14 protein-coding genes are annotated in these 15,210 nt (G+C 67.3%); 5 read left to right on the plus strand and 9 right to left on the minus strand.

Translation table 11 applies throughout. The annotated features are described in order from the left end of the window. Positions 1 to 180 precede the first annotated feature (180 nt). A complete protein-coding gene (gene gabP, locus KY49_RS01000; RefSeq protein WP_042583020.1) occupies positions 181 to 1,575 on the plus strand; it encodes a GABA permease in 1,395 nt (464 codons plus the stop codon). A gap of 55 nt (positions 1,576 to 1,630) precedes the next feature. On the opposite strand, the gene KY49_RS34925 is transcribed toward gabP, so the two are convergent. Beyond that, entirely contained in the window at positions 1,631 to 2,053 is a 423-nt protein-coding gene (locus KY49_RS34925) for a hypothetical protein (protein WP_088507028.1), read from the minus strand. A gap of 418 nt (positions 2,054 to 2,471) precedes the next feature. Next, the gene (gene ychF / locus KY49_RS01005; protein WP_042583021.1) at positions 2,472 to 3,566 is read right to left on the minus strand and encodes a redox-regulated ATPase YchF; all 1,095 of its coding nucleotides are present in this window, start codon (positions 3,564 to 3,566) and stop codon (positions 2,472 to 2,474) included. A gap of 244 nt (positions 3,567 to 3,810) precedes the next feature. Here ychF and KY49_RS01010 point away from each other — a divergent pair, with 244 nt between their 5' ends. From KY49_RS01010 to KY49_RS01025, 4 genes are all read left to right on the plus strand, one after another. Then, positions 3,811 to 4,989, plus strand: coding sequence for a UbiH/UbiF family hydroxylase (locus KY49_RS01010; RefSeq protein WP_042583022.1), 1,179 nt, complete (start codon positions 3,811 to 3,813; stop codon positions 4,987 to 4,989). Positions 4,990 to 5,079: 90 nt separating this feature from the next. Continuing rightward, positions 5,080 to 5,808: a DsbC family protein gene (locus KY49_RS01015; RefSeq protein ID WP_010092815.1), complete on the plus strand. Its 729-nt coding sequence runs from the start codon at positions 5,080 to 5,082 to the stop codon at positions 5,806 to 5,808. Between the two features lie 108 nt (positions 5,809 to 5,916). Next, entirely contained in the window at positions 5,917 to 7,719 is a 1,803-nt protein-coding gene (locus KY49_RS01020) for a M61 family metallopeptidase (protein ID WP_042583023.1), read from the plus strand. Positions 7,720 to 7,878: 159 nt separating this feature from the next. Then, positions 7,879 to 8,475: an FMN-dependent NADH-azoreductase gene (locus KY49_RS01025; RefSeq protein ID WP_042583024.1), complete on the plus strand. Its 597-nt coding sequence runs from the start codon at positions 7,879 to 7,881 to the stop codon at positions 8,473 to 8,475. Positions 8,476 to 8,572: 97 nt separating this feature from the next. Here KY49_RS01025 and KY49_RS01030 read toward each other — a convergent pair whose 3' ends face one another. From KY49_RS01030 to KY49_RS01060, 7 genes are all read right to left on the minus strand, one after another. Further along, positions 8,573 to 9,469 carry a uracil-DNA glycosylase gene (locus KY49_RS01030; RefSeq protein WP_042583025.1) on the minus strand — a complete coding sequence of 299 codons (897 nt, stop codon included), beginning with the start codon at positions 9,467 to 9,469 and terminating at the stop codon, positions 8,573 to 8,575. Between the two features lie 6 nt (positions 9,470 to 9,475). Beyond that, on the minus strand, positions 9,476 to 10,102 hold the full coding sequence (locus KY49_RS01035; protein WP_042583026.1) for a CYTH domain-containing protein: 627 nt from the start codon (positions 10,100 to 10,102) through the stop codon (positions 9,476 to 9,478). After that, complete coding sequence (trpC, locus tag KY49_RS01040) at positions 10,102 to 10,887, minus strand: indole-3-glycerol phosphate synthase TrpC (RefSeq protein WP_010092810.1); 786 nt, start codon at positions 10,885 to 10,887, stop codon at positions 10,102 to 10,104. The genes KY49_RS01035 and trpC overlap by 1 nt, the downstream gene beginning before the upstream one ends. Positions 10,888 to 10,924: 37 nt before the next feature. Next, positions 10,925 to 11,956, minus strand: coding sequence for an anthranilate phosphoribosyltransferase (gene trpD, locus KY49_RS01045; protein ID WP_042583027.1), 1,032 nt, complete (start codon positions 11,954 to 11,956; stop codon positions 10,925 to 10,927). A 13-nt stretch (positions 11,957 to 11,969) separates the two neighbouring features. Continuing rightward, positions 11,970 to 12,560, minus strand: coding sequence for an aminodeoxychorismate/anthranilate synthase component II (locus KY49_RS01050; RefSeq protein WP_042583028.1), 591 nt, complete (start codon positions 12,558 to 12,560; stop codon positions 11,970 to 11,972). A 13-nt stretch (positions 12,561 to 12,573) separates the two neighbouring features. Beyond that, a complete protein-coding gene (trpE, locus tag KY49_RS01055) occupies positions 12,574 to 14,067 on the minus strand; it encodes an anthranilate synthase component I (RefSeq protein WP_042583029.1) in 1,494 nt (497 codons plus the stop codon). Positions 14,068 to 14,429: 362 nt separating this feature from the next. Next, positions 14,430 to 15,206 carry a phosphoglycolate phosphatase gene (locus tag KY49_RS01060; RefSeq protein WP_082062291.1) on the minus strand — a complete coding sequence of 259 codons (777 nt, stop codon included), beginning with the start codon at positions 15,204 to 15,206 and terminating at the stop codon, positions 14,430 to 14,432. Positions 15,207 to 15,210: the final 4 nt, after the last annotated feature.

Genomic DNA, 15,210 nt, shown 5'->3' on the forward strand with positions numbered 1-15,210 from the left:
ACGCATCGCGCCCGCAGTTTCGCAGACCTGCGCGGCGCACCCTGACCGAGCGGCCGGGAATCCGGCCTTGGGCCGACGTGCGCCGCACGCCGCGCCGAGTCCGGATCGATAACGACAATCCCCAGCGCCGCCTTCAAGCGATACCCGGCCATGCCGGAACCGTTTTTTGGAGAGAGACACATGAATGGAAGCAAGTCAGGGCTCGGCACCGGCCTGAAGCAACGCCACGTGACGATGCTGTCGATTGCGGGCGTGATCGGCGCGGGGTTGTTCGTCGGCTCCGGCCACGCGATCGCGGAAGCCGGCCCGGCATCGATCCTCGCGTACGCGATCGCGGGCGTGCTGGTCGTGCTGGTGATGCGCATGCTGGGCGAAATGGCCGTCGCGCATCCGGACAGCGGCTCGTTCTCGACCTACGCCGATCGCGCGATCGGCCACTGGGCGGGCTTCACGATCGGCTGGCTGTACTGGTGGTTCTGGGTGCTCGTGATCCCGATCGAGGCGACCGCCGCCGCGACCATTCTCAATGCCTGGTTCCCGGGCGTCGCCACGTGGGTCTTCGCGCTCGGCATCACGTCCGTGCTGACGCTCACCAACCTCTTCTCCGTCAAGCATTACGGCGAGTTCGAATTCTGGTTCGCGCTGATCAAGGTCGTCGCAATCGTCGTGTTCCTCGCGATCGGCGGCGCGGCGATCGTCGGGCTGCTGCCGGTGCCGAGCGTATCGGGCGTATCGAACCTGTTCGCGCACGAGGGCTTCATGCCGAAGGGCGCCGGCGCGGTGCTCGCGGCGATGCTGACGACGATGTTCTCGTTCCTCGGCACCGAGATCGTCACGATCGCGGCCGCCGAATCGGACAACCCGCAGCGCCAGATCGTGCGCGCCACCAATTCGGTGATCTGGCGCATCACGCTCTTCTATCTCGGCTCGATCCTCGTCGTCGCGGCGATCGTGCCGTGGAACGACCCGCTGCTGCCGGCGCACGGTTCGTATCAGCGCGCGATGGAGCTGATCGGCATTCCGCACGCGAAGGCGATCATCGACGTGATCGTGCTGGTGTCGGTCGCGAGCTGCCTGAACTCGGCGCTGTACACCGCATCGCGGATGCTGTTCTCGCTGTCGAAGCGCCAGGATGCGCCCGCGTTCCTGCATCGCACCGATTCGACCGGCACGCCGCGCGCGGCGGTGCTCGCGTCGACCGCGTTCGGCTTCCTGACCGTGATCGCGAACTACCTGATGCCTGAGCACGTGTTCGGCTTCCTGCTCGCGACGTCGGGCGCGATCGCGCTGCTCGTGTATCTCGTGATCGCGATCTCGCAGCTGCGGATGCGCCGGATTCTCGACGTCAGCGGCGCGAACCTGACGCTGCGGATGTGGATGTTCCCGTGGCTCACGTGGGCGGTGATCGTGTTCATCTGCAGCACGCTGACCGTGATGCTGGTGAGCGAGGATCACCGGATGGAAGTGGGCGCGACGGCGGTGCTTGCGCTGATCGTGCTGGCCGCGTCGTGGCTCAACCGGCGGGCGCGGGTGGCGCGCGAGCCGGCGGGGAAGGTGTCGGCGAGCCTGCGGTAAGGGGCGTGGCCCCGGCGGGAGCCGGGGCAAGCCTGCGCAGGGCGGTTGGGCGGCGTCATTGCGTCCGTTTCAGGAATACGACATTGGGCTGAGCGCCCGGTATGGGACCGCTCGGATAGTAGCCGCACTTCGACGGATCGGTGGTATAGCCAATCGGTTGCCAGTTGGCCGGCCACGAAAAACTCCAGCAGGCCGAGATGGTCGATCCCACGGGCATGTCTCTGAAATACGTCATTTCCTGCCAATTGGGACCCGGAAGTCCGCCGGGCGGAATGCATTGCGGATTATTGAGCTGATTGGTGACGATCCAGCCCGATGCGATCTGGGTGGGAAAGCCGGCGGAAACGTGCGTGCGGTAATTATAAAAACACGCGGATACGGTCGGCGCGCCGTTCTGCCCGACACCCGGCGTCAGCCCGACCGCCGCGGGATCGGGAATTCCGGGGAGGGATTGCGCGTACAGCGGCCCTGCATGCATGCACAACACGGCCAGCGCGACTGAGGCACCTCGAAATGGGTTGTGATGATTTTTCATTGGTCAGCCCCTTATATGATTGTGATTGATCGTATAAAGCGACTTCTTCGCCTCTGATTATTTTGTTTTGGTATGGGAGGCGAGTCATTGTACTGGTGGGATCTTTTTTAAAACATCTGATTTTTTGATTGAATTGGTTGTTCTTGTGGCGTTGCCGCTTTTGAAAATGAATCGAATGATGTCGGCGATGGCTATAGTGAACAAAATCGAAATAATCGGATAACCCGCTGCGCAAGTCTTCGGATGCGTGGCGACGTTTTCGCCTGTCGCCGGGCGCATGTGGCAGCCGCAACAAAAAAGCCCGCGACCACCGTGGGCCGCGGGCTTGCAGGAGACGGGCCGGCCGATGCCGGCCGTTCGTTCAGACGTTGAACAGGAAGTTCATCACGTCGCCGTCATGCACGACGTATTCCTTGCCTTCCGCACGCATCTTGCCGGCTTCCTTCGCGCCCTGTTCGCCCTTGTACGCGATGAAGTCGTCGAACGCGATCGTCTGCGCGCGGATGAAGCCGCGCTCGAAGTCGGTGTGGATCACGCCGGCCGCCTGCGGGGCCGTATCGCCGACGTGGATCGTCCACGCGCGCACTTCCTTCACGCCGGCGGTGAAGTAGGTCTGCAGGCCGAGCAGCTTGAAGCCCGCGCGGATCACGCGGTCGAGGCCCGGCTCGTCCATGCCCATGTCGGCGAGGAACGCTTCCTTGTCCGCGTCGTCGAGATCGGCGATTTCCGCCTCGATCGCCGCGCATACCGCGACGACCGGCGCGTTCTCGCTTTCCGCGTACTTGCGTACCGCGTCGAGGTGCGGGTTGTTCTCGAAGCCGTTGTCCTTCACGTTCGCGACGTACATCGCCGGCTTCGCGGTGATCAGGCAGAACGGCTTGAGCAGCGCCTGTTCGTCGTCGGACAGCGCGAGGCCGCGCACGGCCTTGCCCTGGTCGAGCTGCGCGCGCACCTTGTCGAGCACCGCGACGAGCTTCGCCGCTTCCTTGTCGTTGCCCGACTTGGCGGCCTTCGAGTAGCGCGTGAGCGCCTTCTCGACGGTGCCGAGGTCGGCGAGCGCGAGTTCGGTATTGATCACCTCGATGTCGTCGATCGGGCTCACCTTGCCGGCGACGTGGATGACGTTCTCGTCCTCGAAGCAGCGCACGACGTGCGTGATCGCGTCGGTTTCGCGGATGTTCGCGAGGAACTGGTTGCCGAGGCCTTCGCCCTTGCTCGCGCCCGCGACGAGGCCCGCGATGTCGACGAATTCGACGACGGCCGGCACGACGCGCTCGGGGTTGATGATCTCGGCGAGCGCCTTCAGGCGCGTGTCCGGCACTTCGACGACGCCGACGTTCGGCTCGATCGTGCAGAACGGATAGTTCTCGGCGGCGATGCCGGCCTTGGTCAGCGCATTGAACAGGGTGGACTTGCCGACGTTGGGCAAGCCGACGATGCCGCATTTGAGGCTCATGGAATCCTTCGAACGGGTGAAGCGGCGCGGCCGGGCGGGGCGCGGCGGCGCGGGACAAGGGGGCGGCCGTCGCATCGCGCGACGAGCCGGCGTTCAAAGGCGCTATTGTACCGTGCCGCCGCGCCGGTTTCCGGGTGTCGGCCGAACGGACGACGCCGTGCGGCCGACCGCGGCGGCGCTATCCAGCGATTCCCCTGATTTCCCGCAAAGTCCGGCCGCATAAGGGTTTGGCCCCGCGGCTATAATGCCCGCCATGACTGCCCACCACATCTTCGACGTCGCCGTGGTCGGCGGCGGGCTCGTCGGCAAGACGGCCGCGCTCGCGCTGACCCAATCCGGCTACAAGACCGCATTGCTCGCCCAGCCGGCGACGCCGCGCCCCGCCGATCTCGCGTTCGACACGCGCATCTACGCGCTGTCGTCCAGCTCGCAGGCGCTGCTCGAACGGCTGCGAGTCTGGCAGGCGCTCGATCACACGCGGCTTGCGCCCGTCTACGACATGCGCGTCTACGGCGACGCGCACGCCGAACTCCATTTCTCCGCGTACCAGGCGTCGGTGCCGCAGCTCGCGTGGATCGTCGAATCGTCGCTGATCGAGACCTCGCTCGACGCCGCGCTGCGGTTCCAGCCGAACCTGACGTGGTTCGACGCGCGCGCGCAGGGTTTCGACGTGCGCGACGACGCGGCCGTGCTCACGCTGTCGTCGGGGCAGGTGCTCGAAGCCGACCTGGTCGTCGGCGCGGACGGCGCGCATTCGTGGGTCCGCTCGCAAATGGGGGCCAAGGTGGAGCGGCGCGATTATCGGCAGACGGGCGTCGTCGCGAACTTCAAGGCGTCGCTGCCGCACCGCGAGACCGCGTATCAATGGTTCCGCGACGGCGAGATCGTCGCGCTGCTGCCGCTGCCGGACGGCCACGTGTCGCTCGTCTGGTCGGCGCACACCGCGCATGCGGACCAGTTGCTGACGCTCGATCCCGCGCAGCTCGCGGCCGAAGTCGAGCGGGTCTCGCACGGGCAGGTCGGCACGCTCGAATGCGTGACGCCGGCGGCCGGCTTCCCGCTCGCGCTGCAGACCGTCGACAAGCTGATCGCGCCCCGCGTCGCGCTGGTCGGCGACGCCGCGCACCTGATCCACCCGCTCGCGGGCCAGGGGATGAACCTCGGGCTGCGCGACGTCGCCGCGCTCGCCGATGCGATCGCAGGCAAGGAGAGCTTCCGCAACCTCGGCGATACCGTGCTGCTGCGCCGCTACGAGCGGTCGCGCCGCGAGGACATCCGCGCGCTGATGATCGCGACCGACGGCCTGCAGCGGCTGTTCGCGGCGCCCGGCCCGTTCGCGAAGGCGGTGCGCAATGCGGGCATGGCGTTCGTCGGCGCGCAGCCGCTCGTCAAGCGCTGGCTCGTGTCCGCCGCGCTCGGTTGAGCGAACCTTCGTACACTTCCCGGGTCGGAGTCGGTTCCGTTACGGCGTACACTGTGCCGTGCACTCCGAATGAGCTGAAGGAAGACCTCGATGAAAAAAACGATCCGCATCGCCTCGCTGGCGCTGGCCGTCGCCGCGGCGACGCTGGGCTGCACCGCGCAGGCTGACCAGACCACCGACAAGCTGAAAGCGACGCTGCAGACCCGTCTCGGCAGCGACGCGCCGATCAAGAGCGTGGCGAAATCGCCGGTCGCCGGCCTGTACGAAGTGAATCTCGGCTCGCAGATCATCTACAGCGACGCGTCCGGCGACTACGTGCTGCTCGGCGATCTCGTCGATGCGAAAACGCGCAAGAACCTGACCGAGGCGCGCCTCGCCGAAATCAACAAGATCGACTTCGCGAGCCTGCCGTTCGCCAATGCGATCAAGGTCGTGAAGGGCAACGGCGCGCGCAAGATCGCCGTGTTCTCCGATCCGAACTGCCCGTACTGCAAGAAGCTCGAGACGACGCTGCAGTCGGTCGACAATGTCACGGTCTACACGTTCCTGTACCCGGTGCTGTCGCCGGATTCGACCGCGAAGTCGAAGGCGATCTGGTGCGCGACCGACCGCGCGAAGACGTGGGAGGGCTGGATGCTCGACCATCGCGCGCCGGCGAACGCCGCAAGTTGCGACACGAGCGCGCTCGACAAGAACCTCGCGCTCGGCCGCGGGATGAACGTCACCGGCACGCCGACGATTTTCCTGCCGGACGGCCGCCGCCTGCCGGGCGCCGTGTCCGCCGAGCAGCTGAATCAGGCGCTCGCTTCGAACAAGTAACCGATTGATGCGCCGGGCCGCCAGGCCCGGCCGGCGCGAGGGGCGCACGGGGTTCCCGCCCGGCGCCTCTCGTCGTTTCTGACGCCGCCTCCCCGACCGATTCCCACGATGAAAACGCCGATCCGCTATTCGATTGCCCCGAAAGATCCTGCCGCGCACCTGTTCGAGGTGTCGGTGACGGTCGCCGATCCCGACCCCGAAGGGCAGCGGTTCTCACTGCCGGTGTGGATTCCGGGCAGCTATCTCGTGCGCGAGTTCGCGCGCAACATCGTGACGCTGCAGGCGTTCAACGAAGCCGGCCGCAAGGTGCGCGTCGCGAAGACCGACAAGCGCAGCTGGCAGGCCGCGCCGGTGAAGGGCGCGCTGACGCTGCGCTACGACGTCTACGCGTGGGACCTGTCGGTGCGCTCCGCGTACCTCGACGACACGGGCGGCTTCTTCAACGGCACGGCGGTGTTCCTGGGCGCCGTCGGCCGCGAGGACGCGCCGTGCGAGGTGGAGATCGCAAAGCCCGCGGGCGCGGCGTTCCGCACGTGGCGCGTCGCGACTGCGCTGCCCGAGGCGCGCGGCACGAAGCGCTACGCGTTCGGCGCGTATCGCGCATCGAACTATGACGAACTCATCGATCATCCGGTGACGATCGGCGAATTCGCGCTCGCGACCTTCGACGCGCACGGCGTGCCGCACGACATCGTGGTCGCGGGGCGCGTGACGCAGCTCGACATGGAGCGGCTGCGCACTGACCTGAAGCGCGTGTGCGAAGCGCAGATCGCGCTGTTCGAGCCGAAGTCGAAGCAGGCGCCGATGGACCGCTACGTGTTCATGACGCTCGCGGTCAGCGACGGCTACGGCGGTCTCGAGCATCGCGCATCGACCGCACTGATCTGCAACCGCACCGATCTGCCGGTGAAGGGCCGCCCGGAAGCGTCGGAAGGCTATCGCACGTATCTCGGCCTGTGCAGCCACGAGTACTTCCATACGTGGAACGTGAAGCGCATCAAGCCGGCGGCTTTCGTGCCGTACGACCTCGCGCAGGAAAACTACACGTCGCTGCTGTGGCTGTTCGAAGGCTTCACGTCGTATTACGACGACCTGATGCTGGTGCGCAGCGGGCTGATGTCGCAGGCCGAATATTTCGCGACGCTCGGCCGCACGATCGGCGGCGTGCAGCGCGGCACCGGCCGCCTGAAGCAGAGCGTCGCCGAAAGCTCGTTCGACACGTGGATCAAGTACTACCGGCAGGACGAGAACGCGACGAATGCGATCGTCAGCTACTACACGAAGGGCTCGCTCGTCGCGCTCGCGTTCGATCTCGCGATCCGCGCGCAGACCCGCCAGCGCAAGTCGCTCGACGACGTGATGCGGCTGCTGTGGCAGCGCTACGGCCGCGACTTCTATCGCGGCAAGCAGGCCGGCGTCGGCGAGGATGAAGTCGAGGCGCTGATCGAGGAGGCGACCGGCGTCGCGCTCGGCCGCCTGTACGCCGATGCGGTGCACGGCACGCGTGACCTGCCGCTCGCCGACCTGCTCGCGCCGTTCGGCGTGACCCTCGAACCGGATCTCGGCGCGAACGGCGCGCAGGCGAAGCCGACGATCGGCGCGCGCCTGCGCGGCGGCGCGGACTGCACGCTGGCGGCGGTCTACGAGGGCGGCGCCGCGCACCGCGCCGGGCTGTCGGCCGGCGACACGCTGATCGCGCTCGACGGGCTGCGCGTGACCGGCACGAACCTCGACGCGCTGCTCGCGCGCTACCGGCCGGGCGACAAGGTCGAGATTCACGCATTCCGCCGCGACGAGTTGCGCACCGCGAAGCTGAAGCTCGATGGCCCCGAGGTCGCGCGCTACAAGCTCACCGCCGCGGCGAAGCCGGCGGCGCTGCACACCGCGCGGGAAGCCTGGCTGAAGGGCTGAGCGGGCGGGCTCCAGCAATCGGTGCGTAATGAGGGCGCAATCATGCATTGTTCTGCTGCTGCAACAATCCGTCGCCCTGAGCCTGCTTTTTCGGGATGAGGGCGCCGAGCACAATGGCGTCACTCGCGCTGCACAAGCGCAAACCAACTGGAGCCCGACATGACGACCATTCTGCAAATCAATTCCGCGGCGCGTACGCAAGGCGCGCAGTCCACGCTGCTGGCCAATGAACTGACGGCAAAGCTGCAACAGTCGAACCCCGGCGCGAAGGTCGTGGTCCGTGATCTGCTGGCCGACGCGCTGCCGCATCTCGACGAATCGGTGCTCGGCGCGTTCTTCACGCCGGCCGACCAGCGCAGCGCGGAACAGAATGCGATCGTCGCGAAGAGCGATGCGCTGATCGCCGAGCTGCAAGCCGCGGACATCGTCGTGATCGGCGCGCCGATGTACAACTTCGGCGTCTCGTCGCAACTGAAGACGTACTTCGACTGGATCGCACGCGCCGGCGTCACGTTCCGTTACACCGAGAACGGCCCGGAAGGCCTGATCAAGGGCAAGAAGGTGCACGTGGTGACGGCGCGCGGCGGCAAGTACCTCGGTACGCCGAACGACAGCCAGACGCCGTTCCTGCGCACGTTCCTCGGCTTCGTGGGCATGACCGACGTGAACTTCATTCATGCGGAAGGCCTGAACCTTGGGCCGGATGCGCAGGGTGCGGCGCTCGCCAGCGCACGCGAAGCGATCGCCGCCGCGTAAGGCCGGTGGCGGCGCGTCCGTCAGCCAAGGCAAACAAAAACGCCGCGTACCGGAAGGTGCGCGGCGTTTTTGCCTGTGGGGCGCAAACGTGGCGGCGTTACGCGAACGTCTCGGCCTCGTCCGGCAGGCGCCAGTCGATCGGCGCGCGATCGTGCGCCGCGAGGTAATCGTTCGCGAGCGCGAAATGGCGGCAGCCGAGGAAGCCGCGATGCGCGGACAGCGGCGACGGATGCGGCGCTTCGAGCACGCAATGCGCGTTGGCGTCGAACAGCGCGCGCTTGGCCTGCGCGTGCGCGCCCCACAGCATGAACACCAGCCCGCGATGGCGGTTCGCCAGCTCGTGAATCAGCGTGTCCGTGCATTGCTCCCAGCCGCGCTTCGCGTGGCTGGCCGCCGCGCCGCGCTCGACCGTCAGCACGGTGTTGAGCAGCAGCACGCCCTGGCGCGCCCACGAGTCGAGACAGCCGTGACGCGGCGTGTCGTGGCCGAAGTTCGCGGCGATTTCCTTGAAGATGTTGCGCAGCGACGGCGGCGGCTTGACCGCCGGCGGCACCGAGAACGCGAGGCCGTGCGCCTGCGGCGTGCCGCGGTCGTCGCCGTGATACGGGTCCTGGCCGAGGATCACGACTTTCACGTCGTCCGGGCTCGTGAGCCGCAGCGCGCGGAACACGTCGGTCGGATAGACGGTCTTGCCGGCGGCGCGTTCGCTGTCGACGAAGCGGCACAGCGGGCCATAGGCGTCGCTGGCGACGAACGGCGCGAGGACCTCGCGCCATGCGTCGGGCAGCGCGTCGAATTGGGCGGCGAGATGCTGGATGTCACCCGGCGTCGCGGCAGGCGCGGCCGGGGCGGCCGGGGCGGCCGAAGTTGGGTCAGTCGCCGGAGCCGCGGGGGCGGCGGCCTTGGATGACGGGGAGCCGGCGGGTGTATCGGTGACGAGATCGTCGAACAGCGACGCCTGCTGCGGCGCGCGGGAAGTCTTGCGGGTTGCCATGCGTGATTATTGCGCGCGCAGCCGGTAGCCGCGCTGCGCCTTGCTGATGTTTTCGGGGACGAGGCCGGGCAGCGCCTGCTGCAGCTCGGCGGCGAGCGTCGCGAGCGCCGACTCCGGGCCGTCGATCAGTTCGAGTTCGATTTCGCTGATCGGTTCACGGCGCGTTTCGCTTTCGGCCTGGACGACGATCTCGCCGAGATCCACCGCCGCTTCGACGGTCGCGCCGCCGATCGCGATGCGCCACAGCGTGCGCGTGAAATCGGTGCGGAACAGCGCGCGCAGCGCGGGCGCCGCGCTGCGCAGCGCGGCGGCGGCTTCAGCCACGTCGCACGCCGCGACGAGCGCGTCGATCTCGAGCGCGTCGCCGGCCACCGGCAGCTCCCATTCGTGACGCCGATGCAGCCCGCCTTCCGCGGTGCCGACCGTCTTGAACGTCTGCAGCCAGCCGTGCGGCGCGCGGCGCACGCGCACCGCGCTCTTCGAGCGGGCGAGCGCGAGATCCGGCGTGTCGTAGTAGACGTTCGCGAGCGCGATCTCGCGGCCGGGCTCGCCGGTCAGCGTCGCGAAGAATTGCTGCGCGGCCGCGGCCTGTCCGGCCGGCAGCGCGAGCTTGATTTCCTTTTCGATCGCCATCAGAAGAACATCCGCGCGAGCTCTTCACCCGGTTGCTCGGCGCGCATGAACGCCTCGCCGACGAGGAACGTGTTCACGTTCGCCGCGCGCATCGTGTCGACGTCGATGCGCGACAGGATGCCCGATTCGGTCACGACGATCCGGTCCGGCGGGATCATGTCGAGCATGTCGAGCGTGGTCCGGATCGACGTTTCGAACGTGCGCAGGTTGCGGTTGTTGATGCCGAGGAGCGGCGTCTTGAGCGTCAGCGCCTGCTCCATCTCGTCGCGGTCGTGCACTTCGACCAGCACCGCGAGACCGAGCGAGTGCGCATACGCCTCCAGGTCCTGCATCAACGGCGTGTCGAGCGCGGCGGCGATCAGCAGGATCGCGTCGGCGCCCATCGCGCGCGCTTCGAGGATCTGGTACGCATCGACGATGAAGTCCTTGCGCAGCACCGGCAGCGTGCAGGCCGCGCGCGCTTCCTCCAGATAGCGGACGCCGCCCTGGAAGAACTGCTCGTCGGTCAGCACCGACAGGCAGGCGGCGCCGTGCGTCGCGTACGACCGCGCGATGTCGGCCGGCACGAAGTGCTCGCGCAGCACGCCCTTCGACGGGCTGGCCTTCTTGATTTCGGCGATCACGGCGGGCTGGCCGGCCGCGTGCTTCGCACGCAGCGCGCCGACGAAGTCGCGCAGGTCGCGCGCGGACGCGTCCAGCTTCAGCGCTTCGAGCGGTGTGCTGCGCATGGCCGCCGCGATTTCTTCGCGCTTGACGGCAATGATTCGTTCGAGGATGTCGCTCATGGGAGTCTCGTGCTTGATTCGGGTTCGAAAGGGCGGATCAGCGCTTGAACTGCTGCGTGAAGCGCACCAGCTCGTCGACCTTCGCGCGCGCCTTGCCGCTCGCGATTGCCTCGCGGGCGAGTTGGATGCCGTCGGCGATCGACGCGGCGACGTTCGCCGCATACAGCGCGGTGCCCGCATTCAGCGTAACGATCTCGCGCGCGACGCCCGGCTGGTTGTCGAGCGCGCCGAGCAGCATCACGCGCGATTCGTCGGCATTTTCCACCTTCAGCGAGCGGTTCGACACCATCTGCAGGCCGAAGTCCTCCGGATGGATCTCGTACTCGTGCACCTCGCCGTCGCGCAGCTCGCCGACGAGCGTCGCGGCGCCGAGCGACACCTCGTCCATCCCGTCCTTGCCGTACACGACGAGCACGTGCTGCGCGCCGAGGCGCTGCATCACGCGCACCTGGATGCCGACGAGGTCCGGGTGGAACACGCCCATCAGCTGGTTCGGCGCGCCGGCCGGATTGGTCAGCGGGCCGAGGATGTTGAAGATCGTCCGCACGCCGAGCTCGCGGCGCACGGCCGCGATGTTCTTCATCGCCGGATGGTGGTTCGGCGCGAACATGAAGCCCATCCCGGTCTCGGCGATCGATGCGGCCACCTGGTCCGGCTTCAGGTCGATGTTGACGCCGAGCGCCTCGAGCACGTCGGCGCTGCCGGACTTGCTCGACACGCCGCGGTTGCCGTGCTTCGCGACCTTTGCGCCGGCCGCGGCCGTGACGAACATCGTCGCGGTCGAGATGTTGAACGTGTGCGAGCCGTCGCCGCCGGTGCCGACGATGTCGACGAAATTCGAGTTGTCCGCCACGTGCACGTGGTTCGCGAATTCGCGCATCACGGTCGCGGCGGCGGTGATTTCGCCGATCGTTTCCTTCTTCACGCGCAGGCCGGTGATGATCGCGGCGGCCATCACCGGCGACATGTCGCCGCGCATGATGAGCCGCATCAGGTGCAGCATCTCGTCGTGGAAGATCTCGCGGTGCTCGATCGTGCGCTGCAGCGCTTCCTGTGGGGTGATCGTCATCGTGAGGCTCCGGTCAGGCAGTGTGCGCGGCGGCTGCGCGCGCGTCTTTCAGGAAGTTCTCGAGCAGCGCATGGCCGTGCTCGGACAGGATCGATTCCGGGTGGAACTGCACGCCTTCGATCGGCAGCGTCTTGTGGCGCACGCCCATGATCTCGCCGTCGTCGGTCCACGCGGAGATCTCGAGACAGTCCGGCAGCGATTCGCGCTCGATCGCGAGCGAGTGGTAGCGCGTGACGTCGAAGTGCTTCGGCAGGTCCGCGAACACGCCGCGGCAGTCGGTTTCGATCCGGCTCACCTTGCCGTGCATGATGGTCTTCGCGCGCACGACGCGGCCGCCGAACGCCTCGCCGATCGCCTGGTGGCCGAGGCACACGCCGAGGATCGGCTTCTTGCCCGCGAATTCGCGCAGCACGTCGAGCGTGATGCCCGCGTGCTGCGGGTTGCTCGGTCCGGGCGACAGGCAGATCGCGGCGGGATTCAGGCGCGCGATCTCGTCGAGCGTGATCTCGTCGTTGCGATAGGTGCGCACGTCCTCGCCCAGTTCACCGAAGTACTGGACCAGGTTGTAGGTGAACGAGTCGTAGTTGTCGATCATGAGCAGCATGGTCAGTCTCCGGTCAGAAGTCGCTGTCGAGGCCGTCTTGGACCTGTTCGGCCGCACGCAGCACCGCGCGCGCCTTGTTCTCGGTCTCTTGCCATTCGGATTCGGGCACCGAATCCGCGACGACGCCGGCCGCCGCTTGCACGTACAGGTTGCCGTTGTGGATCAGGCCGGTGCGGATCGCGATCGCGAGATCCATCTCGCCCGAGAACGACAGGTAGCCGACGGCGCCGCCGTACAGCCCGCGCTTGACCGGCTCGAGCTCGTCGATCAGCTCCATCGCGCGCACCTTCGGCGCGCCCGACAGCGTGCCGGCCGGGAACGTCGCGCGCAGCACGTCATAGTTCGTCATGCCGGGCTTCAGCTTGCCTTCGACCGAGCTGACGATGTGCTGCACGTGCGAGTATTTCTCGATCACCATCTTGTCGGTCACCTGCACCGAGCCGATTTCCGCGATGCGGCCCACGTCGTTGCGCGCGAGGTCGATCAGCATCACGTGCTCGGCGATCTCCTTCGGATCGTTGAGCAGCTCGGTCGCGAGTTCCGCGTCGCGTTCCGGCGTGTTGCCGCGCGGCCGCGTGCCGGCGAGCGGGCGGATCGTGACGATCTGGTCGTCGCCGCGCTTCTCCTGGCGCACGAGGATTTCCGGCGACGCGCCGACCACGTGGAAATCGCCGAAGTTGTAGTAATACATGTACGGCGACGGATTCAGCGAGCGCAGCGCACGGTACAGCGACAACGGGTTGTCGCGATACGGCTTCGTCAGGCGCTGGCCGACCTGGATCTGCATCAGCTCGCCGGCCGCGATGTATTCCTTCGCCTGGCGCACGGCGGCCAGATAGTCGTCCTTCTTGAACTCGCGGAACGTCTCGGTGCGCACGCTCGGCGACGTGACGGGCGGCTGCACGGTCGCGCGCAGCCGCTGCTTCAGCTCGCGCAGGCGCTGCTTCGCCTTCGTGTACGCCTCGGGCTGGCCCGGATCGGCGTAGATGATCAGGTACAGCTTGCCGGCCAGGTTGTCGATGACGGCGACTTCCTCCGTCAGCAGCAGCTGGATGTCGGGCAGGCCGAGATCGTCGCGCGGCGCGGTGTGCGCGAGCTTCTTCTCGATGTAGCGCACCGCGTCGTAGCCGAAGTAGCCGGCGAGGCCGCCGCAGAAGCGGGGCAGGCCCGGACGCTGCGCGACCTTGAAGCGCGCCTGGAACGCGGCGATGAATTCGAACGGATCGCCGTCGTGCGTTTCGACGACCTGGCCGTCGCGCACCACTTCGGAGACGCCGGCGCGAGCGCGCACGAGCGTGCGGGCCGGCAGGCCGATGAACGAGTAGCGGCCGAAGCGTTCGCCGCCGACCACCGATTCGAGCAGGAACGAGTTGGCGCCGCCGCGTTCCGGCTGCGCCAGCTTCAGGTAGAGGGACAGCGGCGTTTCGAGATCGGCCAGGGCTTCCGCGATCAGCGGAATGCGGTTGTAGCCTTCGTTCGCGAGCGATTGGAATTCGAGTTCGGTCATGTTCCGGTCCTGTTCTGGACGAGCGGCGGGATGCGCCGGGGATCACGTGATGCTGCGCGGCTGCTGACGGCGAAACGGCGGTCGATCGTGGTGTGCCTGGTGCCGGCGTGCGGGCTCCGAAGCGCGAGCGTCGCCAGCCTGCGACCGTCCCTGAACGCAAGCGTTCGGGTGCGGTAGGACTCGAGGTGGAGCGGCGATCGGCGCGCGGATGCGCAGCGAGACAAAAAAACGGCGCTGAAGTCGTGCTTCAGCGCACCTCATCGAAGAGGTTAGCGCGACCAGCGACGCCAGGGCCAGGCTCCCCGGTCGATGCTGCTCAGACTCCGTTTTTTGTTCAGAAACATGCGGATGGAAGAATTAGATCAGACGGTTGGCCGGCCGGCGTTGTGCGCGGCGATCGCGCAGGCTGCGACCAGCAACGAGCCGACTATACCATCCGAATTTATCGTTTGTATAGCCTTGCCATGGTTGTAGCCGTACGGCACCGTCAGCGTCGCCATGCCCGCCGCGCGGCCCGCGAGCGCGTCGTTTTCCGAGTCGCCGATCGCCACCGAGACGTCCGGCGCGACGCCGAGCGCATCGCACGCGGTCAGCATCGGCAGCGGGTCGGGCTTCTTGCGCGGCACGCTGTCGCCGCCGAGCACGATGCCGAAGCGGTCGACCAGCCCGTACTGCTCGAGCAGTTCGATCGCGAAGCGGTGCGGCTTGTTGGTTACGCACGCGAGCTTGATGCCGTCGGCGCGCAGCGCGTCGAGACCGGCCGCGACGTCCGGGTAGAGGCGCGTGTGGCGGCCGTTGATCTTCGCGTATTCGGCCTGGTAGATCGCGAGCGCGTCGTCGAAGCGCGCGTGCGCTTCGTCTGCGGAAAAGCGCGGCTTCAGCACGCTCTGGATCAGATGCTCGGAGCCCTTGCCGACGTAGCCGATCACTTCGTCGCGCGACGTCGCCGGCGCACCGAGCTTCGCCAGCATGCCGTTCAGGCCAGCGGTGAAATCGTCGGCGGTATCGACCATCGTGCCGTCGAGGTCGATCAGCGCCGCGTCGATGCGCGGCGCGGCGAAGTGGATCGGCGCGGCCGGCTTAGGTGCGGCCGGCTCAGGTGCGGCCGCTTTCGCTTCGGGCGGGTTAGATTTGCTCACGGCG

The organism is Burkholderia sp. MSHR3999 (assembly GCF_000833595.1).
In the GTDB taxonomy this organism is placed as follows: domain Bacteria; phylum Pseudomonadota; class Gammaproteobacteria; order Burkholderiales; family Burkholderiaceae; genus Burkholderia; species Burkholderia ubonensis.